The 25,574-nt window shown below is 59.7% G+C and carries 20 protein-coding genes; 7 read left to right on the top strand and 13 right to left on the bottom strand.

The features are described from left to right. Positions 1-2: 2 nt before the first annotated feature. Genes ACP15L_RS17855 through ACP15L_RS17840 form a run of 4 tightly spaced genes read right to left on the bottom strand, consistent with a single transcriptional unit; the run spans position 3 to position 4,159 of the window. Positions 3-635: an ATP-binding cassette domain-containing protein gene (locus ACP15L_RS17855; RefSeq protein ID WP_425085306.1), complete on the bottom strand. Its 633-nt coding sequence runs from the start codon at positions 633-635 to the stop codon at positions 3-5. After that, the gene (locus ACP15L_RS17850) at positions 631-2,343 is read right to left on the bottom strand and encodes an ABC transporter permease (protein WP_425085205.1); all 1,713 of its coding nucleotides are present in this window, start codon (positions 2,341-2,343) and stop codon (positions 631-633) included. The genes ACP15L_RS17855 and ACP15L_RS17850 overlap by 5 nt, the downstream gene beginning before the upstream one ends. Next, positions 2,333-3,529 carry an ABC transporter substrate-binding protein gene (locus tag ACP15L_RS17845; RefSeq protein WP_425085204.1) on the bottom strand — a complete coding sequence of 399 codons (1,197 nt, stop codon included), beginning with the start codon at positions 3,527-3,529 and terminating at the stop codon, positions 2,333-2,335. The genes ACP15L_RS17850 and ACP15L_RS17845 overlap by 11 nt, the downstream gene beginning before the upstream one ends. Positions 3,530-3,544: 15 nt before the next feature. Then, on the bottom strand, positions 3,545-4,159 hold the full coding sequence (locus tag ACP15L_RS17840; RefSeq protein ID WP_425085203.1) for a CDP-alcohol phosphatidyltransferase family protein: 615 nt from the start codon (positions 4,157-4,159) through the stop codon (positions 3,545-3,547). 341 nt (positions 4,160-4,500) lie between these two features. On the opposite strand from ACP15L_RS17840, the gene ACP15L_RS17835 reads away from it, so the two are divergent. Beyond that, positions 4,501-5,475 carry a LysR family transcriptional regulator gene (locus ACP15L_RS17835; protein ID WP_425085202.1) on the top strand — a complete coding sequence of 325 codons (975 nt, stop codon included), beginning with the start codon at positions 4,501-4,503 and terminating at the stop codon, positions 5,473-5,475. On the opposite strand, the gene ACP15L_RS17830 is transcribed toward ACP15L_RS17835, so the two are convergent. Beyond that, a complete protein-coding gene (locus tag ACP15L_RS17830; protein WP_425085201.1) occupies positions 5,476-6,996 on the bottom strand; it encodes a trimethylamine methyltransferase family protein in 1,521 nt (506 codons plus the stop codon). A gap of 194 nt (positions 6,997-7,190) precedes the next feature. Between ACP15L_RS17830 and ACP15L_RS17825 the strand changes: the two genes are divergently transcribed. After that, complete coding sequence (locus ACP15L_RS17825; protein ID WP_425085200.1) at positions 7,191-9,626, top strand: GcvT family protein; 2,436 nt, start codon at positions 7,191-7,193, stop codon at positions 9,624-9,626. Here the strand turns inward: ACP15L_RS17825 and ACP15L_RS17820 are convergent. Further along, the gene (locus ACP15L_RS17820) at positions 9,623-12,943 is read right to left on the bottom strand and encodes an AAA family ATPase (RefSeq protein WP_425085199.1); all 3,321 of its coding nucleotides are present in this window, start codon (positions 12,941-12,943) and stop codon (positions 9,623-9,625) included. The two genes, ACP15L_RS17825 and ACP15L_RS17820, sit on opposite strands and share 4 nt — an antisense overlap. A 121-nt stretch (positions 12,944-13,064) precedes the next feature. Beyond that, positions 13,065-13,964 (bottom strand): LysR family transcriptional regulator, encoded by a 900-nt coding sequence (locus ACP15L_RS17815; protein ID WP_425085198.1) that lies wholly within the window; start codon positions 13,962-13,964, stop codon positions 13,065-13,067. A 115-nt stretch (positions 13,965-14,079) separates the two neighbouring features. Here ACP15L_RS17815 and ACP15L_RS17810 point away from each other — a divergent pair, with 115 nt between their 5' ends. The 4 genes from ACP15L_RS17810 to ACP15L_RS17795 all read left to right on the top strand — a co-directional run bounded on the left by ACP15L_RS17810 (position 14,080) and on the right by ACP15L_RS17795 (position 17,540). Continuing rightward, a complete protein-coding gene (locus ACP15L_RS17810; protein ID WP_425085197.1) occupies positions 14,080-14,700 on the top strand; it encodes a glutathione S-transferase family protein in 621 nt (206 codons plus the stop codon). Positions 14,701-14,734: 34 nt separating this feature from the next. Next, positions 14,735-15,211: a nuclear transport factor 2 family protein gene (locus ACP15L_RS17805; RefSeq protein WP_170554828.1), complete on the top strand. Its 477-nt coding sequence runs from the start codon at positions 14,735-14,737 to the stop codon at positions 15,209-15,211. Positions 15,212-15,234: 23 nt separating this feature from the next. Next, entirely contained in the window at positions 15,235-16,860 is a 1,626-nt protein-coding gene (locus ACP15L_RS17800) for a pyridoxamine 5'-phosphate oxidase family protein (RefSeq protein WP_425085196.1), read from the top strand. A gap of 80 nt (positions 16,861-16,940) precedes the next feature. Continuing rightward, positions 16,941-17,540 (top strand): rhomboid family intramembrane serine protease, encoded by a 600-nt coding sequence (locus ACP15L_RS17795; RefSeq protein WP_425085195.1) that lies wholly within the window; start codon positions 16,941-16,943, stop codon positions 17,538-17,540. Positions 17,541-17,763: 223 nt separating this feature from the next. Here ACP15L_RS17795 and ACP15L_RS17790 read toward each other — a convergent pair whose 3' ends face one another. The 4 genes from ACP15L_RS17790 to ACP15L_RS17775 all read right to left on the bottom strand — a co-directional run bounded on the left by ACP15L_RS17790 (position 17,764) and on the right by ACP15L_RS17775 (position 22,242). Further along, the gene (locus ACP15L_RS17790) at positions 17,764-18,990 is read right to left on the bottom strand and encodes a peptidoglycan-binding domain-containing protein (RefSeq protein WP_425085194.1); all 1,227 of its coding nucleotides are present in this window, start codon (positions 18,988-18,990) and stop codon (positions 17,764-17,766) included. Between the two features lie 152 nt (positions 18,991-19,142). After that, positions 19,143-20,567: a carnitine 3-dehydrogenase gene (locus ACP15L_RS17785; RefSeq protein WP_425085193.1), complete on the bottom strand. Its 1,425-nt coding sequence runs from the start codon at positions 20,565-20,567 to the stop codon at positions 19,143-19,145. Beyond that, positions 20,564-21,328, bottom strand: a complete 765-nt coding sequence (locus tag ACP15L_RS17780; protein WP_170376886.1) for an SDR family oxidoreductase — start codon at positions 21,326-21,328, stop codon at positions 20,564-20,566. Before ACP15L_RS17780 ends, ACP15L_RS17785 begins: the two co-directional genes overlap by 4 nt. Beyond that, complete coding sequence (locus ACP15L_RS17775; protein ID WP_425085192.1) at positions 21,325-22,242, bottom strand: 3-keto-5-aminohexanoate cleavage protein; 918 nt, start codon at positions 22,240-22,242, stop codon at positions 21,325-21,327. Before ACP15L_RS17775 ends, ACP15L_RS17780 begins: the two co-directional genes overlap by 4 nt. A gap of 111 nt (positions 22,243-22,353) precedes the next feature. On the opposite strand from ACP15L_RS17775, the gene ACP15L_RS17770 reads away from it, so the two are divergent. Then, positions 22,354-23,337: a GlxA family transcriptional regulator gene (locus tag ACP15L_RS17770; protein ID WP_425085191.1), complete on the top strand. Its 984-nt coding sequence runs from the start codon at positions 22,354-22,356 to the stop codon at positions 23,335-23,337. An 11-nt stretch (positions 23,338-23,348) separates the two neighbouring features. On the opposite strand, the gene ACP15L_RS17765 is transcribed toward ACP15L_RS17770, so the two are convergent. After that, positions 23,349-24,326 carry an HpcH/HpaI aldolase/citrate lyase family protein gene (locus tag ACP15L_RS17765; RefSeq protein WP_425085190.1) on the bottom strand — a complete coding sequence of 326 codons (978 nt, stop codon included), beginning with the start codon at positions 24,324-24,326 and terminating at the stop codon, positions 23,349-23,351. An 18-nt stretch (positions 24,327-24,344) separates the two neighbouring features. Beyond that, a partial coding sequence (gene glyA, locus ACP15L_RS17760; protein ID WP_425083769.1) for a serine hydroxymethyltransferase occupies positions 24,345-25,574 on the bottom strand: 1,230 nt, incomplete at its 5' end.

Raw genomic sequence — 25,574 nt, 5'->3', positions numbered from 1 at the left:
CGCTATTCAGGCAGAGTCACAACCCTGCCTCCTGCGGCCTCGGCATCGGCGATGTCATGCGTCACCAACAAAACCGGCAGCCGCGCCGCGCGAGCTCGGGTAAAGACGAGGTCCCGCATTCTGTCCCTTAGACCAACATCGAGGCGCGAGAAAGGCTCATCCAAAAGCAAGGCATCGGGCTCCGCCAGAAGCATCCGTATCAGAGCCACTCGGGCGCGCTGACCTCCGGACAGGGTCTCTGGATCGCGGGCTTCAAACCCGTCCAACCCGATCTCGGAAAGGGCGACTTGAATGCGCGCGGCCCGGTCCGGGGTACGGGGCGGCAGGCCAAAGCCGACATTCTGACCAACAGACAGGTGTGGAAACAACAGATGGTCCTGAAACAGGATCCCAACGCGCCGCTTCTGAGGCGGCAGGGCATTCAGAACCCGCCCGTTCAACGCTATGCGCCCTTCAAGACGAAAGGCAGGCGACAAAGTTCCGGTGATTGCCGCAAGAATTGTGGATTTCCCAACCCCGGACGGCCCCATCAGGCTCAGAACCTCTCCGGGCGCAATGTCAGCTGATAGCTGCACCAGTCCTCTGCCATCGGCATGAGAGATCGAAAGCTGATCCAATGAGAGGCCCTGTTCAATCATGGCGCAGTCCGCTTTTGTTGCGATAGACAATTCTGGGGATCATCAAGGCCAGCAGGAACGGCAGCCATGCCGTGAAGGCCAGCGCGATAGTCCAGACCCCTATCGCACGGCGATCACCGCCTGAAAACAGGGCTAGAGCCTCGGTCGTCAACGTGTTCAACCGCCCGCCCGAGGCCAGAAGAGTGGCCAGATATTGGCTGACTGACACCGCCATCCCTACCGCAAGCGCCGTCAAGATCGGAGCTAGCAACATTGGCAGTCGGATGCGCCAAAGCACTCCGACCGGTCCCAGCCCCATAGCGGCCCCGATTGTCGCATAGCGGCGGTCGAGCGCGCGGTAGGGGCCTGCCAGGGCCAGAAACACATAGGGCAGAACGAAGACCAAGTGGGTCAGGATCACGGGAAGGATGCCCTGCGCCGCTCCGATCTGGATCATCAGGATCTGCAGGCCCGGCAGAAAAGCGATCTGAGGCAGGATGAGCGGTAGGTACAGGATCACCATACCTGTCTTGTTCATCTTGCGCCGGGTGCGAAGTTCTGCGTTCAGGCAGCCGATCACCAGAACCAAAGCGATCAGTGCGGTGGCAAACGCCAGTGCCAAGGTGACCACGGTGACCTCTACCGCGTCCGGGCCGTGGCGCTCCCAGGACATCAGACTGAAGCTGCTCGGTAGCGCGTCGGGAAACCTCCAACGTCCGGCGAAGGACCAGATGAACTGGCCGATCAGCCCGCCGAACACCGCGATCCCCGCCGTGAGTGACACCACGAGGCCAAGGGTTCTAAGGGCGGTGTCGCGCAAGCCCATGCCGCGCGTTCCGCTTTCCACACCACGGTTGATCAGCGCGGCCACGGCCCTTTCACCACCTCGCCAGACCATGATGGCTGCGGCCACCAGCCCCAACTGAACCAAGGCAGCCGCAGCAGCGGGCGCGCGCAAAGCAAGATCAGGATCCGTCATCCAGCGCAGGATGAACATGGACAGCGTCTGCGGGCGCGACGGCCCCAGAACCATCGCGACATCCACATTCGACATCGCATAGGCCAGGACCGCATAGATGGGCAGCCGGATCTGCACATAAAGCGCGGGCATCACGGCCAGAAACCACCCTCGGACCCTGCCGTAGCCCAGCACTTGCGTCACGCGCATCCGCTCGGCCGATTTGATCTGAGGCAGCGCGGCCAGCGACATCAGCAGCAGAAATGGCAGTTCTTTAGTCATCAGCCCAGCAATCAAAGACCACCCGCCGGGGTCTTGCAGGATCAACACGTCCGGCGGGCGGGTCCATCCCGTCAGACCAGGCGAGATCAGGCGCGCAATCCAGCCAGACGGCGCAATCAGGAACGCCAGCCCTAGCGCGGCCGCCGCATGGGGTACAGACAAAAGAGGCGACAGCAGCGCCTCAAGCCGCGAAAACGCGCGTGTACCCTGCCAACCTGCGATCATTAGAAAACACCCGATCAGCGCGCCAAACGTTGAAAGGAAACCGGCTTTGAACGACAGCCAGAGGGCCTGACCCACGCCGGGCTCGGACCAGAGGTGCGTCCATGGATCAAATGAGAACCCGTTTTGCCCGTCCGGACGCATACCTCCGAATGCGGGTAGGATCGTTCCCAAAAGCCCGGCTGCGATGGGACCCAGCAGCAACGCCATGGTCAGCGTCGGTGCCAGCCCCCATCGTTTGCCGGGGCTGAGGTCAGTTGCCAACGCCGTAACGCTCGGCCCAATCCGCTTCGATCCGGGTCATCCAACTTGGATGCGGCTCGGGCAAGGCTTGGCCAAGCTCGGCGGGCGACAAGGTTGCCACGCCCAGCTCCAACGCCTCGAACCCGGCGCGATCGTCAGCGGGCAGAGCGGCCATGTCCAGCACGGTGCTAAAACCCAATACGTCCGGGTCTTGCCCGCGCAGTTGCGCCTCAGGGCTCATCAGGAAATCAGCAACGACCATGGCACCCGCCTTGGCCGAGGCATTGTAAGGGATCGCCACAAAACTGGCATTGCCCAGCGTTCCATCCTCCAGAACGAAAGTCCGTGCGCTTTCCGGCAGCTGTTGGTTGGCAATGGCCGCTGTCGCCTCACCCGGAGAGAAGCTGATCGCCATGTCGACCTCTCCATCATTGATCAGTTGCAGCTGGCTCGGCCCGGTTTGCGGATAGGCCCGACCTGCGCGCCAGAGGTCGGGCGTAACATCCTGCAGCCAGTCCCACAGCGGCGCCGTCACCTGCGCATAGTCGTCACCGGCAGGCTGCTGCAGGATGGTCGGGTCGTCGACCAATTCGATCAGCATCTGTTTCAGGAACGTCGTTCCCAGAAAGTCAGGGGGCTGAGGGAACGTGAACCGACCCGGGTTCGCCGCCGCCCATTCGCGAATTGCCTCGGCGGATATGGGAGGCTCAGGCAGTACCTCGCTATCATAGATGAACACGACCTGCGCCATGGCCCAAGGGCTTTCGAATCCTTCGGTCGGGACGGTGAAATCTGTGGTTACGGTCTTGCCGTCCACATCTACGAACCGCCAATTGGGCAGAGCCTCAGCAAAGGGGCCGAACAAAAGATCGGCCTCTTTCATGGCACTGAAATTGGCTCCGTTGATCCAGATAAGATCAATCGCACCGTCCGTGTCCTGACCGGCGGACTTCTCGGCAATCACCCGGCTGACCGCGTCAGCGGTATCGGTCAGTTTCACATGCTCAAGCTTGACGCCATGTTCCTCTTCGACGCGGGTTCCGACCCATTCGATGAAATCGTTGATCGTGGTCGAGCCGCCCCATGCGTTCCAATAGACGGTCTGGCCGTTGGCCTTATCCAGAACGTCCTGCCAGTTTGAGGGATCAGGTTCAGCCCATGCTGTTCCGGCCAGTGCCGCGCAGAGGGCAGCAAATATATATTTCATGGGTTTTCCTTGCGTTTATTCCGAGTGAGTGAAGACCTGCCGCGCCAACAGGATGCGCGAAATGGCGGTGACAAAGCAAACCGCGCCAAACGCCCATGCCATCGGGCCGAACCAGTTGGGCAGCAGGCAAATTGCGATGAAGAAGGCAATGGTTTCAGTGCCTTCCAGAAGACCACCAGTGAAGTAGAGCGACTTTGCACCGTGTTTCTGCGACTCCAGTCCGCGTTTTTCGGCCAGGATCGCATAGCCCAGGAAGGTCGCGCCGTTGAAGTAGAAGCTGACCAGCAACCACGCTCCGGCCAGGGCATTTGCCGTCGGGTCCGCCCAGACAAACGCCATTGGAATCGCGCCGTAGAACAAAAAGTCACAAGTGATATCGAGATAGCCGCCAAAGTCGGTCTTTCGCCCAGCGCGCGCGATTGCCCCATCCAGACCATCCGCCAGACGCGACAAGAGGATGAAAAGGACGGCCAGAACCTGCAAACCCAGAACGATCGCGCCAGCCGCCATCAGGCCGAAGCCCAGACCCACCAGAGTCACAAGATCAGCCGAGACTCCACGCGCCGCCAACCCCCTCCCAATCGCGTTCAGCGGTGGGTCAATCAGTGGGCGGATGCGGGCATCAAGCATGGTTGGCCTCCGGGCTGCAGACAATTGGCACGAAGACGCAGCTTTCACATGCCGTGGCATCGGGCAGAATTGAGAAGAGAAGGCCGTTTTCCAACCTGAGTTGCCTCACTACCGGTTTGCACGACATCCACAGGATCGTGCCGTTTTACTTGGGTACGCTTAAAGAACGAAGCGGTGAAAGAAAAAAGGAATACCGCATCTTCACGCTGTTGTGTCATCTGCAACACGAGAAGATAGTGGCGTTCCGGTCGGTAGGTGCGGCTTTTCGTTGATTTGATTATTTACCAACAATAGTTTCAAATCATTGTAACTAATTCACACCTAGTTCGTGCCGAGGAAACATGCCCCGCCCTAACGCCAACAAGGACCTGAACCTCAAAGGCTTGGAGTTGTTTCAGATCTGCGCCCAGAAAGGATCACTTCAGGCCGCAGCCGAGGAAACCGGCCTGACCATCAGCACCGTCTCGCATCATTTGCGCAATCTCGAAGACCACCTTGGGGTCGAGCTGTTCAACCACGCGCGAAGGCCGATGGTTCTGACGCCAAAAGGGCAGGTCTTTCTGCGCAATATCAGTGACGCGCTCTATGCCATCCGCAAGGCCAAGGCCGAAGCATCCGCCGGGAACATTGCCGAAGCGAGCTACCTCAGGATCGGCACGATCGAGGATTTCGACAGCGATATCATCCCAGAACTCGCCGTCTTTCTTTCGGGCCACATGCCGAGCTGCGATTTCATGTACCACACCGATTCCAGCCACGCGATTGTCGAGATGCTGCGCAACCGACATCTTGATCTGGGGATCACGACCACCCCAGAGGATCGGCTGCGGGACCTTCAGGATCGCCCGTTGTTGCGAGACCCGTTTGTGGTGGTCCTCCCTCGGTTTAGCGAGAAATCCCTTTCCGACATTGTCGAAGGGCGCACAAAACTACCGTTCTTGCGGTTTTCCGGCAATTTGATTATCGCCCGTCAGATCGAGTCCCAAATGCGGAGGCTGGGCCTTTCACAGCAGTCAAATTTCGAATGCAGCAACAACCAGACCTTGATGGCGGTGGTCGCCGCAGGTGCAGGCTGGACCATCACCACCCCTCTGCTGTTCTCGCGTGCCAAAAGGTTTCACCCAAATCTCAGCATGCACAAGTTTCCGGGCAAGAGCTTTGCTCGCACGCTTGCGATTGTCTCTACACCTGATTGTTCGCGATCCGTGTTGGACCTGATAGATGACAAGCTGCGCGCGCTGATCCGAGATTACGCTTTGACTGCGCAATACGAGAAAACACCGTGGCTGGCGGACAGCTTCAAACTGGTGGAATGATCAGATCAGAATATTGAACCGAGACCGGATGGCCTCCTCCTGCTCGGGCGTCAGGTATGAGGGGTTGTGGTCGCGAAGAATCTCATCCGCGCGAGCCCTTGCCCTACTCCATGCATCTTGCGCACCATTTTCGGCCCAAGTACGCGGCTCGGCTCGATCAGCAAGAGTGGGGTAGAAGTAATCCCGCTCCATCGCCGCATGAGTATGCTGGCCCCCCAAGAAATGCCCATCACCCAGAACAGCATCACAAATCGCATCGAAGCCGAGGTTCTCATCCGTCACCTCGACCCCGCGCAAGGCGCGATAGGTATTAGAGTGCATCTCATCGTCCAGCACGAAAGCCTCGAAACTGGCCCCCAACAACGATGCAGTCATGCCCGAGCTTTCGTAGAGCAAGTTCCCACCCGCCAAGGCCGCAGCCATAGAGGTTATGCCTTTCTCCATCCCATATTGCGCGTCTATTGCCTTGGCATCGGTCATCGAACAGGCCACGCCAGACGGCAAACCAAGCCAATTGGACAGCTGCGCCGACGCGGCATTCAACACCGCTGTCTCTCCGCTGCCACCGGAAAATGCCCCGGTGCGCAGGTCGATGACCAGAGGCCAGTTCGAGAACACCATTGGAAAACCGGGCAGGATTGCGTGAACCATCAATAGGGCTGCCAAGGTTTCCGCCAGAGATTGCGCCAGAAAACCCGCCAAGGTCGCAGGCGCCGTTGCTCCGGCCTGCGCCGCCGTGATGCACGAGATCGGGATGTTGTGTTTGATGCATGCGTAAGTGACATCCACCGCATCTTCGCCATAGCGCATGGGCGATATCATCGGGCTGATATGCGCTTTCATGAACGGGCGTTTGGCAAATTCTCCGGGTCCTCCTGCGGCAATGTCCAGCATCTCAACTATCGGAGCGACGTATTCGGCCAGCGTGAACGACGTCGCCGTCGGTTTGGTGGTGTTCTTGAGCAGCGCGAAAACGGTGTTCACATCCAGATCGAAATTGTCCGGCACATCGGTCGCCACGCAGCACCGTGTGAACCAGCTGATATTGGCCAGCGTGTCCTGTAGCCGCGTAAAGTCATGCAGGTCCTTCAGAGTCGAAGGCCGATACAGCGCGCTTTCCATATCAAGCGTCTGCACTGCGGCCCCACCGGTTCCGAAATACACTTTGTTGCCACCAACCTCGATCGACCTCTTGGGATCACGGCCATGTAAGGTGAAGGTCTTTGCGGCTTGATCAATCGCCTCTTCGACAAGCTCGGGCGGGAACAGAACGCGCCCCCTGCCGTTGTCCACGGCACCCACGGCCAACAGATCGTTGCGCAGTCTCTCCGGCACCTCACCGATACCCAGTTTCTCAAGCAAATCGAGGGCAGTATCATAGATGCGGCGCAGGTCGGCTTCGCCGAGCGGCTTATACATCCCGCCGATCTGACCGGGCGGGCATGGATCAAACGCGGGCTTGGCTGCCCGTTGTGCCAGACGCCCTTTGCGTCCACCTCGCTTGCTACGCTGTCCAGCCATTCCCAGTCCTTTGAAACAGGGGGTTTGTGACATCAAGCAAGAGGAATTGTTGCCCGTGGCGCAAGATCATCTCTTTTACTTCGAAAAAATAGATTTCTAATTTTGATAACGTCTCATTATGCCACTCTACAATTGCACATGGCGACAAACGGACTTCGTATGCAGGGCAAGCGAACTCCGGAGGCTCACCCGTCATGAAATCCCGTACCAAAGTTGTTGTCATCGGCGGCGGCATTGCCGGATGCTCTACGCTCTACCACCTGACACAGGAAGGCTGGAGCGACGTGGTTCTGGTCGAGCGGAACGAGCTGACCAGCGGTACCACATGGCATTCGGCAGCGCAGGTGACGAATTTCGGCATGAACCAGACCATGGTCGGGCTGAAGACGCATTCGATCAAACTGTACAAAGAACTCTCCGAAAACCCCGAATATCCGATCAACTACCACCACGCCGATGGCGGCATCCGGCTTGCCAATATTGAGGCGCAGATGCAGGGTTACCGCCACTTCGCCTCGATGGCGCGTGGGATGGGGGTGCATTTTGAGGTGATCGACGCCGAGGAATGCGCCCGCCGCCACCCACTGATCTCGACCACCAACCTGTTGGGCGGATTGTGGGACCCTCTGGACGGTGACATCGACCCGGCCCAGCTGTGTCAGGCGCTGGCCTATCACGCCCGCAAGGCCGGGGCTGAGGTGTACCGCAATACCCCGGTCACCGCGCTGACCCAGCACAAGGATGACACTTGGACCGTGCATACGGAACATGGCGACATTGATTGTGACATCGTCGTCAATGCTTGTGGCTACCGCGTGAACGAAGTGGGCGCGATGATGGGGGTTCACCACCCCGTCGCCTCGATGGAGCATCAGTATTTCCTGACCGAGGATATCCCTGGTATTGCCGAAGCCGGTCACCGGATGCCTCTGCTGCGCTGCCCAATCAGTGATTATTACTGCCGGCAGGAAAAGGGCGGGCTACTGGTCGGGTTCTATGAGCAGGACTGCAAAACCTGGGGCATGGACGGGATAGACCCGAATTTTGTGAATGCCCTCTGCCCCGATGATCTGGAACGCGTCATGGACGTTCTTGCCGGAGCGTTTGAGCGGATGCCAGCATTGGAAGAAACAGGCATTCGATCCATCGTGAACGGACCGATCACCTATACCATCGACGGAGCCCCGCTGGTGGGTCCGATCCCCGGGAAACGCAACGCCTTCTGTATAATCGGCCTGCGCGCGGGGTTGGGAGAAGGCGGCGGCCATGGCTGGCTGCTGGCGCAACAGATCGTGCATGGTGACGCCTGCTATGACACATGGTGCCTCGATCCGCGCCGGTTCACCGGGCATACGAATGTGGAATTGACCTCACTGAAGGCTATCGAAGACTATCAGAACGAATTCCGGTTCCACTTCCCGCATGAACATCGCCCCGCCGGACGCCCGGCCAAGACAACCCCGCTGACGCCCGTTCTGGCAGCCGAAGGGGCCGAGTTTACCGTCGTGAACGGGTGGGAGCGGATGGACTATATCAAGCCTTCGCCCGATTTTCACCCGACGCTCACCTTCAACTTTGATGAGGCGTTCGATATCGTCGCCGCAGACGTGAAGAACGTGCAGGAAAATGTTGGCCTGTGCGAAGTCAACGGCTTCAACCGGTTCGAAATTACCGGCACCAATCGCCACAGCTTCCTCGATCGTATGGTCTGTGGCACGGTCACAAAGCGCGATGGCCGCGTGGGTCTGGGCTACCTGCTGAACCACCACGGCATGGTCAAAGCCGAAGCCACTTTGGCAAATCTACCGGCCTCGGATCGGGGGCCAGAGCGTGTGTGGTACGGCTCGGCTGCGGCAAGCGAATATCACGACATGGACTGGCTGACCCGGCACATTCGTGAGGATGAGGATGTTCAGATCCGCTCCTTGACCAATGACCAGACCATTCTGGTTCTGGCTGGCCCCAAAGCGCGCGATGTTCTTTCGGCCTGCGCCCGGGGCGACTGGTCGAAAGAGGCCTTCCCCTGGCTGTCCGTGCGTGAATGCTTTGTCGGGTTTGCCCCGGCGACGGTCATGGGTGTCAGCTTCTCAGGCGAGTTGGCCTATGAAATCCACGTGCCCAACGCCTCACTCTACGCAGCATACCTGGCCTTACGCGCGGCGGGTGAAGCCCATGGCATGAAGCTATTTGGCGCGCGCGCGGTGGAATCCATGCGGATGGAGAAGGGATTTCTGCATTGGAAATCCGACATTCTCACGGAATTTGACCCATATGAGACTGGCTTGGATCGGTTTGTAAACCTGAACAAAGGCGAATTCATCGGCAAGGAGGCCCTGTTGGAACGCCTCGCTAGCGGCAAGCGTAAGCAACTCGTGACGCTGCAGATCGACGCCACCCATGCACCCGCTCATGGCGGGGCTTCGTTGATGCGGGACGACACTGTGGTGGGTACTGTCACCTCAGGCGATTGGGGTCATCGGGTCGGGCAGAACCTCGCCTACGCGTTCATTGATCCCGAGCTGGCGGGCGAAGGCACCAGTGTGCTGATCGACATGTACGGCGATTTGGTCGACGCGCAGGTCATCCCTGCCTCACCCTATGATCCTGAACACACGCGGATGCGCGCCTAGGCCGTTTCCTCCCCGGCCAACAATTCACGAGCCAGACGCATCTCAACCGTTTGGTCCCCGCCCGAGATCGCCTCAACCGCCGCCTGAAGCGCTGTGTTTGCGTTCGCCGCGCAGTGAAACCGCTCGCAGGTTCGGGCGAAATCTATCGCCGTATGCAGGGCAAACATCCGTGCCTTCTGGTCCTGTGCGCGGGACAAAGCCTGCCGGAAATCCGCCTCTGCTGGCGTGGTCGAGGATTTCGCCAGCGCGTAAACACGGTCGGTTTCTGCCTGTGCCCATCCCTCGTTAGTCAATCGCTGATGTTCACGCGCTTCCGCCAAAGCGGTCAGGGCACCTTCGTGATCGCCCATCGCAAGCGTGACTTCGGCAATCAGTGTCATGAAGAACGGTTTGTGATTTCCCGCTCCGCTGGCCCACCATGCATCCGTCGCCCTTTTGAGGTCCTTGATGGTGTGCGGACCAGGGGATGCGTAGGCCTTGACCCAGCTTCTCCAGACATTGGCCGTCAAGGTCATGAAGGTGAAAGCGTGCTTGTTCGACAGCTCTTCCAGTTGCTCCATCTCTCGGGTCACAGAGTCCGGATCGCGGCGCAAAAGATGCAGCATGCACAGGTAAGTCAGAGCCTGCGCCACGCTATGGGCATGATCTAGGTCGCGGGCTGCGGCCACCGCCTGAGTCTGTATTTCCAGCGCCTTGTCCGGCTCACCACGCATCCAGGTGGCAAGGCTCAGAAAGCAAGAGGTTATGGCCGCGTGGTCGGATCCATAGACATAGGCCAGATGCGCATCGCGGTCGGGGCGGTACAGCGCCAGCGCCTGTTCGAGATGCGCGTGGGCCGGGTCCAGCTCTCCGATATGAAACAGCACCGCGCCCATCGCCCGATGGGCCACCATCTGATGTTGCGTTTCGCCTGATGTTTCCGCCAAATCCAAAAGTTGCCGCGCCACAACCCGCGCCAAATCATACTCACCCCGAACCAGATGAAAGGAATAGAGGCCGTTGAGGACCGGGAACAGGTTCTCTGTCTCATCCATGCGTTCGCACAAGTCCCGTATCCGGGCATAGGTCGAACCGGTCTCATCCGCGGCGATACCTGCCGTCGAGCGCAGAACCCCTGCGCGCAGCGTCTGTATCTCGATCTCTCGCTTGTCACGCTCAACACTGGTCGTTTGGTCGCCCAGCAGATCAAGCGCCAAGGACAGCTGCGTATTCGCCTCGGTATTGGCCGAGCGTTTGACAGCGCGCTGACCGGCCAGATAACGACAATCAATCGCCTCTTCCGCCATCCCAGCAAGGGTATAGTGATGGGCCAGAACTTCGGGGCCCGCATCCTCAACCGCTGAGGTTTTCTGGTCCAGCGTTTTGGCAACCCGCGCGTGCAGAACCCGGCGTTCGGTTTTCAGAAGGCTGTTATAGGCGGTGTCCCGGATCAGGGCGTGGCGATAGCTGAAGATCTGGAGCGCGTCATCGCCCGAGGTCGTGACGATGCCAGCCTCAACCAACAGGTCCAAGCCTGACCGCAGCACAGTATCGCCAAAACGCGACACTTTCGAGATCAGCGGGTACGAGAATTGCGGCCCGATCACAGCCCCAATCTGCGCCACTTCCTTGGCCGAGCTCAGTCGATCCAAACGCGCCATCAACGCATCATGCAAGGCACTGGGAACTGAGCTTGCAGCAGAGGCCCCTCCGCTGGCGCGAGCAATTGGAGCATCGGGCATATCGCCGGACTCCAGTAGATCCTTCGTCACCTCTTCCACGTAGAGCGGCACACCATCGGATCGGGCCGCTACCAGTTCATACATGGCGTCGGGAATGTCCTGCCCTTGCGCGACCTCATTTGCGATGCGTTTAACGTCCTGAAAATCAAGCTGCCTGAGGACCACTTTGGTCAGGTTCGATTGCAACGCCCAGCCCGGATCAAACTCGGGCCGGAAGGTCATCACCACCATCACCGGAAGATCCCTAAGACGGTCCACAAGCCGATCCATCAGGGCCTTTGTCGTCGGGTCGAGCCAATGCGCGTCTTCAAACAACAGCAAAATCGGCTTTTCCGACGCATCGGCCAGCAAATGCTCCAACAACATCTCGTGCGTCTGATCCATGATCTGTTGCGGCGTCAGGGTCAGCGGCCCCAGACGATCCTCAAACGGGATCGACAATAGCGACGCCGCCAATCGCAGAACCTGATCTGAAGGGTTTTTCAAAACCGATGATATCTTCTCCAGCTTTGCCTCATCCGAGTCTTCAGACCTCAGGTCGGCAGCATGGTGAAGCCGCCGAATGATCGGATAAAACGAGCTGGCAAAATGGTACGGAGAACACTGCAGCCGAATTTGCTCATGCGCGCCTTGGGGGGCTTTCTGCCGCAACTCCTCGATCAGGCGCGATTTCCCGATCCCCGGCTCACCGGAGACCAGAACGATTTGACCTTCGCCCTTACGGGCCAGCTTCCACTTGTCGCTGAGCGTCTCATATTCCGTGATGCGGCCGATCAGAGGGCCGAGGGCGGCCCCCTCAACACGTCTGAAACGGCTGTCCGTGTCGCGCGCGCCGGTCACCTGCCACGCCTCAACTTCTTTCGTGAACCCTTTCAACTTGAAGGACCCTTGCAGCACATAATCGAAGGCGCCACCCGCCAGTTGATGGGTCCGAGGCGACACGATCATGGTGCCGGGTTCCGCCATCGCCTGAAGACGGGCGGCCAGATTGGGTGTCTCACCCATCGCGGTGCCGTCTTCGAACATCTTCTCACCGCGCAAATCTCCAACCACGACCAGACCGGTGGCGATCCCGATACGCACCTGAAGTTTCGCGTGAGTGCGGATTTCGGGCACTTCCCGGATGATACGCAAGCCTGCGCGAATGGCGCGCTCGGGGTCTTCTTCATGGGCCAGCGGGAACCCGAAGAACACCATGATCCCGTCGCCGTAATAGCTTGCAATCTGACCATCGAAATCCGCGACGGACGCCGCGCAGGTCTCCTTGAACAGCCGCAGAACCTCGGCCAGATCTTCGGGATCGACCCGCTGCGAAATCTCGGTCGAGCCGACAAGGTCAATGAACATAACCGTCAGCTGACGGCGTTCGGCCACAATCGACGCGCCCAGCGCCGTGTTATGCGGCCGGGCGTTGCCGTCAGTGGTTGCGCGTACCGCCTTCATGAACCGCCGCCGTGGCCCAAGAGGCAGACCAATGGTCACGAGGTCTTCGTCGGTCAGCTCTGTCAGGTCGCCCAGCTCAATCTCATTGTCGGCGAAGGCGCTGGCGTATTTGGCCAGTCCGTGTTTGCTCAGCCAACGTTCGATTTCGGCCATACCATCCCTTCCAAGGCTGCGGGCGTCCCCTTAGTGCAGGTGAGGGTCGCCCAGCGCTCGACCCTACGAAAACAAGGGGCAAGGGATTGGTCAAGGGTCTACGCGTCATGGGTCTTGGGCACTACGCTCCGGCGTTGCAGATAAGGTCGTCGCTTGCCAGATGGTCGATCAACGCGCGGACCCGCGTGGTCAGCCTGCGGTTTTGCGGGAAAAGTGCCGCCACGACGTAAGGTGTGACACGGTATTCGGCGAACAGCTCGACCAATTCCCCAGACCTGAGCGCATCCGCCACCGTGTAGGCCGGGCATCTGGCAACAGCCACTCCTGCAGCAGCCAACCTTGCAGAAGCCGCAGGCGCATTGGCCTGCAGGCGACCATTAACGTGCACCGTGACCTCGTTGCCGTCGACATCAAAACGCCAGAGCGCAGGGTCGCTCATGTTGCCGTCCAGGATGCACTCATGCGTGGCAAGGGCACTTGGATGCGCAGGCACACCAGCACGTTCGAAATAGGCTGGAGACGCGCATACAATCAGCGGCATCGGCCCCAACCGGCGCATCTTAAGCGAACTGTCCCGTGTGGGCCCGATCCGGATCGCCAAATCCAAACCTTCTTCAATGATCGACACACGGCGGTCTGAAAGGTTGAGGTCAATCTCGACCTCAGTGTGTTTTTCGACAAAAGCCGCCAGCGACGAGGCCAGCCGGAGTGAGCCGAACCCTGTCGGCGCAGAAATCCGTATCACACCGCGCAAAGAGGTCTGCGCATTGCGCACCGCCTCCTCCATTTCGTCGAACCCGTCCAGAAGCGGTTCGCACATCGCCAGGTAGGTCGTCCCCGCATCCGTCAGGGATACGCTGCGGGTGGTTCGGTTCAGAAGCTGAACGCCCAGCGCCTCCTCCAAATCGGCCACGTATTTGCTGACCAGACGCGACGACCGCCCAAGCCGTTGGGCTGCCAAAGTGAACGAGGCATTCTGTGCCACCAACGCAAAAGCGCGCATTCGGTCGATCTTGTCCATGTGTATTACGCCCTCCTAGGGCTTAATGATCCGCTGAAAGTGCCCATTATCGCCCCTGATGGCAAGCTGTATCTATAGCCGCAGAAGCAATTCCGCGCATGACAGGAGCTGACAAATGTCGAACGCAGTACGTATCCACCACTTCCCGAAATCCGGCCACGCGCACCGCGCCCTGGTCTTTGCCAAGCTGGCCGGTATCGCCCATGAGACCGTTTTCGTCGATCTGGCCGCAGGCGCACATAAATCGCCTGAGTTTCTGGAGATGAACCCCAACGGGCAAGTCCCGGTGCTTGAGGATGGTGATGTTGTGGTCTCGGATTCCAACGCGATCCTCGTATACCTCGCCCGCCAATACGCCCCCGACTGGATGCCAACCGACCCGGCAGGCGAAGCGGCGGTGCAGCGCTGGTTGACCCTCGCCGCGGGTGAGATCGCATTCGGATCCGCGGCGGCGCGGTTGATCACGGTGTTCGGTGCACCTCTGGATGTCGATTTCGCCGCCGCAACCGCAGCCAAGGCGATGCAAAAGCTTGAAAAAGGATTGGAAACCCGCGACTGGCTGGTTGGCGACCGACCGACCATTGCAGATGTCGCCGCCTACTCCTACACGGCCCACGCGCCTGAGGGGAACGTCTCGCTCGACCCCTATCCGAATGTGCGGGCATGGATCGCTCGGTTCGAGGCGCTGGACGGGTTCGAGCCGATGCCAGCCACCGCCGTGGGCCTCGTCGCCTGAACGTCTTCGCCAGACACCCCATCGGAGACGTGCAATGACACAAGAAGCCCCCCGTCCCCCTCTGCCGCCCTTCACCCGCGAAACCGCGATTGAAAAGGTCCGTCTGGCCGAAGACGGCTGGAATGGCCGCAACCCGGCCAAGGTTGCGCTGGCCTACACGCCTGACAGCAAATGGCGCAATCGGGCCGAATTCCCAGTTGGCCGCGCCGAGATCGAGGCGTTTCTGACCCGCAAATGGAACAAGGAACTGAACTATCGCCTGATCAAGGAGCTTTGGGCCCATGACGGCAACCGCGTCGCGGTGCGATACGCCTATGAATACCGTGATGACAGCGGACACTGGTTCCGGGCCTACGGCAACGAGAACTGGGAATTCGACGAAAACGGCTACATGGCCAACCGCTTTGCCAGCATCAACGAATTGCCGATCACAGAGGATGAGCGCAAGTTTCATTGGCCTCTGGGCCGTCGCCCGGACGACCATCCGGGGCTGAGCGATCTGGGCCTTTAAACACACAGCAAAGAGGTAAGACGATGTCTGGCACGGATACTCCGTTTCACGCGGGCGAACTGGCGGCGCAGGAGCGGGCCGGTGCGGGCGACATAGCCCGCAGAGCCGCTCCGTACATTCGCGACCATTTGCCGGACCAGCATCGTGCCTTCTATCAGGCGCAGCCGTTTCTGGTGGCTGCGTCCAGCGATGCAGAAGGCCGCATATGGGCGACAATCATTGAAGGCGAAGACAGGTTCGTTCATTCGCCTGATCCCCGCAGACTGACGGTTGATACCGTGATCGACCCGCGTGATCCGCTGGCAGAAAGCCTGCGAAAAGGGGCTGATATCGGCGTTGTCGGCATCGAGCTGGCGACGCGGAGACGCAATCGGTTCAGCGGTCGGACCCGTCCAACCGACACTGGTTTTGCAATCAATATCCGCCAGAGCTTCGGCAACTGCCCTCAGTATATCAATGAACGCGACTGGCGGCGGGTGGCCGGCAATAAACCGGAAGAGGCGGTGGTGTCGGACCACCTCAACCCCGAACAGATCGCCCGTATCAGCGCCTCGGATACCTTGTTCGTCGGGTCTGGTCGGCATGGTCCGCAACACGCGGCTTCGAACGGGTTTGATGCCTCTCATCGCGGGGGGACACCCGGATTTGTTCGCGTGGTCGGCCCAAACCGTCTGCGTATTCCCGACTATTCCGGCAACAACTTCTTCAACACGATTGGTAACCTGTTGGAAAACCCGCACATCGGGCTGCTGTTCGTCGATTTCGCGACCGGAGGGCTGCTACATCTATCCGGGCGGGCCGAGATCGACTGGGCTCCGGCCGAGGCTCGTGACCCCAACATTCTGCGCATTATCGACGTACAGGTCGACGCCGTGATTGACCGACCAAACGCGCTGTCGTTGCGATGGTCGGCTGAGCCGACCCCATCGAGGCAGCTGGTGGTTACGGACAAGATTGCCGAGGCCGAGGGGATCACCTCATTTCACTTGCGACCTGCAAATGGGGGGCCACTTGCCGCCTTTGAGGCGGGGCAGCACCTGCCGATTACGCTCAACGTTCCGACGCATGACACCAAGCTGCGGAGGACATACACCCTGTCCGGCAACCCGGTCGAGGACAACTACAGGATCACTGTGAAACGCGAACCGAATGGTGCTGCGTCCCGCTTTCTGTACGACAAGGTGCAAGTGGGCGACGTGATCGAGGCCAAACCGCCGGCCGGAGATTTCCTGGTCCCCTCCGGTGACAGCACCCTTATCCTCATCAGCGCCGGCGTTGGCGTGACCCCGATGGTCGCAATGCTGCATCAGACTGTGGCACAGCACCCTGATCGTCCGGTCTGGTTCATACACGCCGCGCGCAACGGACGATTTCACGCGTTGCGCGGCGAAACTGACCGCTTGATCGCCGCCAGCTCGTCCGCACGGAAACTTATCTACTACAGTGCGCCCGAGGCGCAGGACGTGGCGGGCCAGGATTTTGACATAAAAGGCCGGATCACGGCGCAAGAGTTGATCGCATTGAACGCCGGTCCCAACGCTCAGTACTTGCTCTGCGGTCCGTTGGATTTCATGACCGACCTGAAGGCCGGTCTTGAAGCGTTAGAGGTTGAGGAAAACCATATCCATTTCGAGGTCTTTTCTACCTGAGTGCGTCAGCGACCGCGCTCTGATCCGACCATCCTGCAAGGCATATTGATCGTTCTCCCTGCTGGGATTATCTATCTCAGATGATTGATAAAAACGGTAAAAGCGTTGTTTTTTCGCGGTTCAAGGTTCTGGCGCTGTTCATTGCGGCACTTTGGGCGATTCAGGTTCTCAACTGGGCAGTTGGGTACCGCCTGAACCTCGCGTTCGGGCTGATCCCAAGGCAGATCACCGGGTTGGACGGGATCTTTGGCATGCCACTATTGCATGCCAGCTTTCCGCATCTCATTTCAAATACGCCTCCTCTCATCCTGATGGGAGCCTTGCTGGCGGCTACAGCAACGCGGGCGCTATTGGTCGTGAACGCCGTCATCATCGCTTTGGGCGGAGCGCTGGTCTGGCTGTTCGGAAACACAGCCATCCATATCGGCGCATCTGGGCTGGTATTTGGGTGGTTCGGCTTTCTGGTCGCGCGCGGCGTGGTCGATCGGTCGCCCGTGACCCTTGCCGTGGCCATGGTGGTCGGGCTGCTTTACGGATCAATCCTTTGGGGCGTTCTGCCCGGCCAGCTCGGCATCTCGTGGGAGGCGCATCTGTTCGGCGCAATCGCAGGCGTAGCTGCGGCCTTACTCGTCCGAACTCATGTACATGCCCCCCGGATTTTGAACGTGGACCAACCATAGACAAGCATCGCGGGAAAAGGGGTTGATTGCGGATCACTGACACACCCTTGGCGGTAGGAATTGCCCGCACCAAAGGGGTTTGCCACTAGCCCCTACGAAATCTAAGACTTCGAACAGGTCACGCAGTCCACCGGTCTGCTCGGCACCCGATCAGGGTTCCTGTTATTGAGGCGATGGAAAAACCGCGGGCGATCCATGCGCCCGCGGAATGGGTCAGCCAGACCTACTGTGCTTCTGTCATCGCTGCCCGTAGCAATTCCGGGCGATCCGATTGTGACGGCAGGAACACGGCCTGAGATCCTGCATCCAGCGCGGACAGGCTTGCATCATACCACTGCATTGCCAGATCGCGACGCTCTTGCACGCCGAAGCCTTCGCGCAGGTGGTGACCGATCAACTCTCCATAGGCAGGTTCACCCATGGCAACCAGCATCAATGCCGAGCCTACTGCGCTGTCCATATTGTCCTGACGGTAGCCCATCGCCAGACAGACCTTGCTTGTCGCTGCAATGTCCTCGGGGCTTAGGCCAGAATCCAACGCCAGCTTGCGCATCTGCGTTTCGGCCTCGGTTTTAGACGTCAACGACAGGGAGACGACCTGAGGTGCAAGCATCTCACCATAGGCTTCGCATTGCGCGGTCACTTGATCCGGTGTCAGGCCTTGAATGTCCTGCATCAAATCTTCACCCCGTGCCATGGCGTAGCTCCGCGCAAGACAGAACTGCTCGCTGAGGGCGAAATCGGGGTCCGACATGTTCGCCAGCGTGGTATAGCCGCCATTGGTCGAGGTTTGCAGCATCACCGCGCTACAACGGTTGGCCAGCGACGGGCCACCGGTACCGCCTGCAAACAGGCTCGGCAGGGCTGCAGTGACCGTTTCGGTCACTTCAGGCTCGGGCGCCGGTTCAGCAGGTGCCGCCGTCGCAGTCACAGGCGCTACAGGTTGCGGCGCGGGTTGCGGAGCAGCGGCCACAGCCGTGCCCGTTTGGACTTGCCGACGATAGGCCATCAACAAAGGCTGACCGGAGAGCTGAGTGCTGGCCTGCCCGCCACTTGTACCCCAGTAATAGGCCTGCATCAGGAAATCGCGCTGATAGGGTTGGAAATCATACCCGTTGACCGGGTATCCCATGGACGCCTGATACCGTTGGATTGCAGCTCGCGTGCCGGCACCCACCTGACCATCAACCCGCCCTGCATTGTAGCCAAAATAGTTGAGCGCCGTTTGCGTCTGCGCCCCTTGCGAGGTAGATGGGATGCCCGACCGATATGTCCGGGTGGTCGAGCGCTGCGCTTTCTTCTTTTGCTGATCTTTGCCGATCGCGTAGCCAACTACGCCTCCGACGACCGCGCCGCCGATAAAGTCACCCGCGTCTGCCCTGGCAATCTGGGGATTCGCGGTCGACAAAGCGAAGGTTAAACAAAGTGCTGCCACTAAACGAAAAATCATAATTTACCTCCAAAACACAACAACAATTGGAGGAAATTATAGCACAACGCCGCCGCGCATGCGGAAAAAAGGCGGATCAGGATCTTTGCAGATCGACCCGCCAGTAGATGCCGCCCCTGGATTCATGAACCCAGAGGCGGCACGCGTTGGTATCAGCCCCGTTGCCCCACATGGCGGCCCGCCCCCTGAGGGGCTGGCAGCTTGGCGTGATCTTCGGCAAAAGCGGTCAGTTTCGCGGCCACACCCTCGGTCGGCAGAGAGGTCTTGCGCGCGTTCAGATCCATATGCAGCAGCAGGGTTTCGACAGTGGCCGCGACCTCTCCATCCGGTCCGTGCAGACGGTGGAACAGATGCATTTTCTTGCCTTCACCGCGCAGAACCTGCGTGGTGACGGTCAGCCGATCCCCTGCATGCAATTCCGCATGGTACTGCACGAAGTTCTCAACCGTGAAATAGCTGTTGCCCGCCGCGATATAGTCTGCATTCGCGTCGATCATCAGCATAAAATTGTCCGTCGCCTGGGCCGAGACCTCGATATAGTGAGCCTCATTCATGTGGCCGTTATAGTCTGTCCAGCTTTGCGGGATGACACGATCCACGGTGATCGGCAGATCATCACCTTCGGGGTCAGGCAACATCGCTTCGTGCGCGTTCAGAACGCCGCCCGCACCGCTGCCGGTTTTCTTCAGCGCGCGCATCATCCCGATCAGGTTGTCATCGCGCAGACGCTCCAATTCGCGGATCGACATATGGCCGGATTGCGCATCCGACTGACCCGCGATCAGGTCGACCAGTTCATCGGTAAATTCCGGCACATCCATCAACTTGGTCCAGGACCATTGCAGGGCCGGGCCGAATTGCGCCATGAAGTGTTTCATCCCTGCCTCGCCACCCGCGACGCGGTAGGTTTCGAACAGGCCCATCTGCGCCCAGCGGATACCAAACCCCATACGGATCGCTTCGTCGATTTCTTCAGTCGTGGCGACGCCATCCTTGACCAGCCAAAGCGCCTCGCGCCAGACGGCCTCGAGGAAACGGTCGGCGATATGCGCATCAATCTCTTTGCGCACAGTCAGCGGATACATCCCAATGGACCGCAGGATATCCGACACCTTGGCACAGGTGTCCGCGTCCCCCACCAGCTCGACCAGCGGCAGCAGGTAGACGGGGTTGAACGGGTGCGCGACGACAACGCGACCGCCGTGTTCGTTCAGCTCTGAAGGTTTGAACCCCGAGGTCGAAGACCCGATCACCGCATCGGCAGGCGACAGTTCGTCGATCTGCGCGTGGATTTTGTGCTTGAGGTCCAAACGCTCGGGCACGCTTTCCTGAACCCACGTGGCATCAGCCAAGGCCTCGCCCATATCATCATGAAAGGTCAGAGTGCCCTCGGCCGGCAGCGCCTTGTCATATAGGGCGGGCAAGGCGCGGCGGGCATTGGCCAGCACTTCGCCGATTTTACGCTCGGCTTCAGGGTCCGGGTCAAAGACCGATACGTTCCAGCCGTTCAGCAGAAAGCGGGCAACCCAGCCCCCGCCGATCACGCCGCCGCCGACGATGGTTGCTTTTTGTGTCATGGCGCAAGTGTCTCCGTATGGCCATCGATGGACAGAACCTGCCCCGAGATTTTGGTCCCCGCCTCCGAGGCAAGGAAAAGTATGCTGTTCGCCACGTCCTGCGCCGTGACCCATGTTTTCATGGACACGCCAGTCACATAGGCTGCGCGCATGGTCTCAATGCTCTGACCATGGGCTGCGGCTTCGTTGGCCAGCACACGCTCCATCCGGTCGCCTTCAACAGCACCGGGGCAGATCGCGTTGACGCGGATGCCAAAGGGGCCAAGCTCCATCGCGAGGGTTTTGGTCAGACCGATCAGGGCCCATTTCGCCGCCGCATAGGGCGACCGCATGGGATAACCCATGATCCCAGCAGTGGATGAGGTCATGACGATCAGGCCGCTTTTTTGTGCCTTCATAACCCGCGCCGCCCAGCGGCAGGTCAGATAGGCGCCATGCACGTTGGTGGCGAGGCATTGCTGCCACGCGTCATAGGCAAGGTCTTCGATCGGCCCGGCGGGGCCGCCGGTACCGGCATTGGCGCAAACCACATCAATGCCGCCCCATTCGGCCTCAACCGAACTTAGGAAGGCGTCCATTGCGGCTTCCGAGGTGACATCGGCCACCACGGCGATACTGCCAGGATGCGCGTCGGCAAAGCTCTGAACCGCTGCGGGATCCGCATCGCAAACCGCGACCCGCGATCCATCTTGAAGGAATTGCTCCGCAATGACGCGGCCGATGCCAGCCGCACCTGCAGTTACAAGAACGCGCCTGCTCATTTCGCGACGGGAGCGCGCTTGGTCAGGCCCAGTTTCTCACGCACGGCATCCGGGCCGATGATCTTGGCGCCCATGTTCTCGATCACTGTAACGGCACGTTCGACCAGTTGTGCGTTAGTGGCCAGAACGCCTTTTTCCAGAAACAGGTTGTCCTCAAGCCCGACGCGGACATTGCCACCAGCCAGCACCGATTGCGCAACGTAGGGCATCTGATCGCGACCCAGCGAGAAGGCCGACCATGTCCAATCAGACGGCACCGCATTGACCATCGCCATGAAGGTGTTGATGTCGTTGGGGGCACCCCACGGGACACCCATACACAGTTGGACCAGAGCGTTGGGCTCCAGAATACCCTCTTTCACCAATTGCTTGGCGAACCATAGATGGCCAGTGTCGAAGGCCTCGATCTCTGGTTTCACGCCAAGATCGGTCATCATCTGACCCATCGCCCGCAGCATGCCGGGGGTGTTGGTCATCACATAGTCCGCCTCGGCAAAGTTCATGGTGCCACAATCGAGCGTACAGATCTCGGGCAAGCATTCGGCGATATGGGCCATCCGCTCCGTCGCGCCGATCATGTCAGTGGCCTCTTCATTGACCGGAAACGGGCTCTCGGTCGGGCCGAACACAATATCACCGCCCATACCGGCCGTCAGGTTCAGCACCACGTCGACCTCAGCATCGCGAATGCGGTCTGTCACCTCGCGGTACAGGCCCAGATCGCGCGAGGGCACGCCGGTTTCCGGGTCGCGCACGTGGCAATGCACAACAGCGGCCCCTGCTTTGGCCGCATCAATGGCCGAGTTGGCAATCTGCTCTGGCGAGCGCGGTACATGCGGAGACTTGTCCTGCGTCCCACCCGATCCGGTGATGGCACAGGTGATGAAAACTTCACGGTTCATGGCAAGGGGCATATCTTTGTCCTTCGATCAGCAGGAATCGCGCCTTGGAAGGCGACTGAATGCGGCAACGCTACTTTCAAAATCCCAGAACAAACGATACATTTCTCGTCAGGAGGAATACTTTTGTCGTCATCCCCTCATGAGCATTTCGAGTTCCTGTTGCTGGGCGGGTTTTCCAACATGGTTCTGGCCAGCGCGCTGGAGCCGTTGCGGGACGTCAAGATGCGCGCGCTCTACGCCAGCCCGGGTTGGGAGATCACCAGCCTGAACGGCGAACCCGTGGAAAGCTCCAGCGAAATACAAGTTTCTCCCAATCGGGTCTTCGACCCAGCAAAATCGACCGGAACGCTGGTCATTGTGGCCGGTTACCGCGTCCGGCAGCAAATCAATAGAGAGCTTCTAGTTGCGATCCGACAGGCTGTTCGGACTGCCAAGCGCGTTCTGGCCCTGGATACCGCGGCTTGGATTTTAGCCGAAGCCGGGGTTCTGGACGGGCACCAAGCCACGATCCACTGGCAAGAGTTTGATGCCTTTCGCGAAAGCTTTCCCAAAGTGAACGTGTCCAGCGCCCGGTTTGTCCATTCCGGACCCTTTCTGACCTGCGGAGGGGCCAGCACGGCGCTGGAACTGACCCTCGACCTGATCCAGAACCTGTTCGGCCCCGCCGCCGCATTTGATGCATCGAACATGTTCATCTACGACCCTGCCCGCCAATCCGAGCTGAAGCGCGGTTCTCAACAATTGCAGGATCGTGGGTCGCCGAAACTGCTGGACGCGCTGAATGTCATTGCCGAAAACGTCGAGACTCCGCTGACAACCTTTGAACTTGCCGAACGCGTCTCGCTCTCCGAGCGCAGCCTCAGCCGCGCATTTGCAGATGAGCTGGGGATGACGACTGGCAAATACTACAAGCTCTATCGTCTGCAACATGCGCGCTATCTGGCGCAGGAAACGCGACTGAGTGTCGAACAGATTGCCCTAAGATGCGGGTTTTCCTGTGCGTCGGCCTTGGGGCGGTCGTTCACCCGTGAATTCGGCCGCCCGATCAGCGCCTTTCGTCCGCAAAACCGAAACGGGCCGTCCGATGGGACAGCCCGCTCCGTCTAACGCTTGGCAGATCACGCGGCAGCGATCTGACCTGCCTTTTCAACCAGCACCTCCGCCTGCCGGATCGAGGCATAGTCGATCAGGCGACCGTCCAGCGAGACAGCGCCCTTGCCTGCCGCCTCTGCATCGGCCATCGCGACGAGAATCCGCTTGGCCTTGTCCACCTCGGCATCCGAAGGCGACATGACCTCATTGGCCAGCGTGATCTGGCTGGGGTGAATGGCCCACTTGCCTTCACAGCCCAGAACCGCTGCGCGCTTTGCCGCCGCACGATAGCCAGCGGGGTCTTGAAAATCGCCGAACGGGCCGTCGATCGGGCGCAGGCCGTTTGCGCGCGCCGCAACAACCATACGCGCCAGTGCGTAGTGCCACATATCACCCCAATGGGTCATGCGGCCGCCCTCAGGGTCGGCATCGGTCAGCACCGAGTAATCCGGGTTCACACCGCCAATGATGGTTGTCCGCGCACGGGTCGAGGCCGCATAGTCGGCAACCCCGAAATGCAGACTTTCGTTGCGTTTCGACGCGGCAGCAATCTCGCTAACATTCTGCATGCCAAGCGCGGTTTCGATGATATGTTCGAACCCGATCCGCTTTTTGTAACCCTTGGCGTCCTCGATCTGGGTGACCAGCATGTCGACAGCATAGACATCGGCGGCGGTGCCGACCTTGGGGATCATGATCAGGTCCAGACGCTGACCGGCCTGTTCGACCACATCCACCACGTCACGATACATGTAATGAGTATCCAGCCCGTTGATCCGAACCGACATGGTCTTGTTGCCCCAGTCGATGTCATTCAGGGCCTCGATGATGTTCGCTCTGGCCTGTTCCTTTTCGTTGGGCGCGACGGCGTCTTCCAGATCCAGGAAGATCACATCCACATCCGACTTGGCCGCTTTTTCAAACATGCCAGGCTGGCTGCCCGGAACAGCCAGCTCGCTGCGGTTGAGACGGGCCGGAGCCTGTTCGATTGGGTGAAAGCTCATGGTTTAGGGTCCTTGGTTTTAAAGGTTCGGATAGATAGGGAATCTGGCGCAGAGGTCGGCGACTTCTGCTTTGACCTTGGCCTCGACCTCGGCATTGCCGTCTTCGCCATTGGCGGCCAGACCGTCGACCACTTCGATGATCCAGTCCGCGATCTGGCGGAATTCGACCTCGCCGAAGCCGCGCGTGGTGCCAGCTGGAGAACCCAGACGGATGCCCGAGGTGATGGTCGGCTTTTCCGGATCAAACGGCACGCCGTTCTTGTTGCAGGTAATATGCGCCCGGCCCAAAGCCTTCTCGGTCGCGTTGCCCTTCACACCTTTGGGGCGCAGGTCGACCAGCACAACATGGGTGTCGGTGCCGTGGGTCACCGTGTCCAGACCGCCCTTGATCAGCTGATCCGACAGCGCCTGCGCGTTGGTAATGACCTGCTGGATATAGGTCTTGAACTCGGGGCGCAGAGCCTCGCCGAAGGCAACCGCCTTGCCTGCGATGACATGCATCAGAGGACCACCCTGAATGCCGGGGAAGATCGCCGAATTCACTTTCTTTGCGATATCTTCATCATTGGTCAGGATCATACCACCACGAGGTCCACGCAGGGTCTTGTGGGTTGTCGTGGTCGCCACATGCGCGTGCGGGAAGGGGCTTGGATGCTCGCCTGCGGCCACCAGACCGGCGAAATGCGCCATGTCCACGTGCAAATAGGCGCCGACCATGTCGGCGATCTCGCGCATGCGGGCAAAGTCGATCTGACGCGGGATGGCCGAGCCACCTGCGATGATCAGCTTGGGGTTATGCTCTTTCGCCAGCGCCTCGACCTGATCGTAGTCGAGCATGTTGTCTTCTTTGCGGACACCGTATTGCACGGCGTTGAACCACTTGCCCGACTGGTTCGGGCGGGCACCGTGGGTCAGGTGACCACCGGCATCCAGGCTCATGCCCAGAATGGTGTCGCCGGGCTGGATCAGCGCCTGGAACACGCCCTGGTTCGCCTGGCTGCCCGAGTTCGGCTGCACGTTGGCAAAGCCGCAACCAAACAGCTCTTTCGCGCGGTCGATGGCCAGGTTTTCGGCAATGTCGACGAACTGGCAGCCGCCATAGTAGCGACGGCCGGGATAGCCTTCGGCGTATTTATTGGTCATCACCGAGCCCTGCGCCTCCATCACGGCGGCAGAGACAATGTTTTCCGACGCGATCAGCTCGATCTCGTCGCGCTGACGGCCCAGCTCGGACGTGATCGAGCCAAA

Source organism: Ruegeria profundi (assembly GCF_049800715.1).
Taxonomy (GTDB): Bacteria; Pseudomonadota; Alphaproteobacteria; order Rhodobacterales; family Rhodobacteraceae; genus Ruegeria; species Ruegeria profundi_A.
Note: the sequence above shows the minus strand (reverse complement) of the source record. Positions and strands in the feature narration are given on the sequence as shown.

Coding starts and splice junctions, on each gene's coding strand:
- ACP15L_RS17830 (WP_425085201.1), bottom strand. CDS start 6,996: ATGGCTGGACAGCGTAGCAAGCGAGGTGGACGCAAAGGGCGTCTGGCA.
- ACP15L_RS17845 (WP_425085204.1), bottom strand. CDS start 3,529: ATGAAATATATATTTGCTGCCCTCTGCGCGGCACTGGCCGGAACAGCA.
- ACP15L_RS17840 (WP_425085203.1), bottom strand. CDS start 4,159: ATGCTTGATGCCCGCATCCGCCCACTGATTGACCCACCGCTGAACGCG.
- ACP15L_RS17785 (WP_425085193.1), bottom strand. CDS start 20,567: ATGACACAAAAAGCAACCATCGTCGGCGGCGGCGTGATCGGCGGGGGC.
- ACP15L_RS17815 (WP_425085198.1), bottom strand. CDS start 13,964: ATGGACAAGATCGACCGAATGCGCGCTTTTGCGTTGGTGGCACAGAAT.
- ACP15L_RS17835 (WP_425085202.1), top strand. CDS start 4,501: ATGCCCCGCCCTAACGCCAACAAGGACCTGAACCTCAAAGGCTTGGAG.
- ACP15L_RS17795 (WP_425085195.1), top strand. CDS start 16,941: ATGATTGATAAAAACGGTAAAAGCGTTGTTTTTTCGCGGTTCAAGGTT.
- ACP15L_RS17765 (WP_425085190.1), bottom strand. CDS start 24,326: ATGAGCTTTCACCCAATCGAACAGGCTCCGGCCCGTCTCAACCGCAGC.
- ACP15L_RS17800 (WP_425085196.1), top strand. CDS start 15,235: ATGTCTGGCACGGATACTCCGTTTCACGCGGGCGAACTGGCGGCGCAG.
- ACP15L_RS17775 (WP_425085192.1), bottom strand. CDS start 22,242: ATGCCCCTTGCCATGAACCGTGAAGTTTTCATCACCTGTGCCATCACC.
- ACP15L_RS17825 (WP_425085200.1), top strand. CDS start 7,191: ATGAAATCCCGTACCAAAGTTGTTGTCATCGGCGGCGGCATTGCCGGA.
- ACP15L_RS17820 (WP_425085199.1), bottom strand. CDS start 12,943: ATGGCCGAAATCGAACGTTGGCTGAGCAAACACGGACTGGCCAAATAC.
- ACP15L_RS17810 (WP_425085197.1), top strand. CDS start 14,080: ATGTCGAACGCAGTACGTATCCACCACTTCCCGAAATCCGGCCACGCG.
- ACP15L_RS17805 (WP_170554828.1), top strand. CDS start 14,735: ATGACACAAGAAGCCCCCCGTCCCCCTCTGCCGCCCTTCACCCGCGAA.
- ACP15L_RS17790 (WP_425085194.1), bottom strand. CDS start 18,990: ATGATTTTTCGTTTAGTGGCAGCACTTTGTTTAACCTTCGCTTTGTCG.
- ACP15L_RS17780 (WP_170376886.1), bottom strand. CDS start 21,328: ATGAGCAGGCGCGTTCTTGTAACTGCAGGTGCGGCTGGCATCGGCCGC.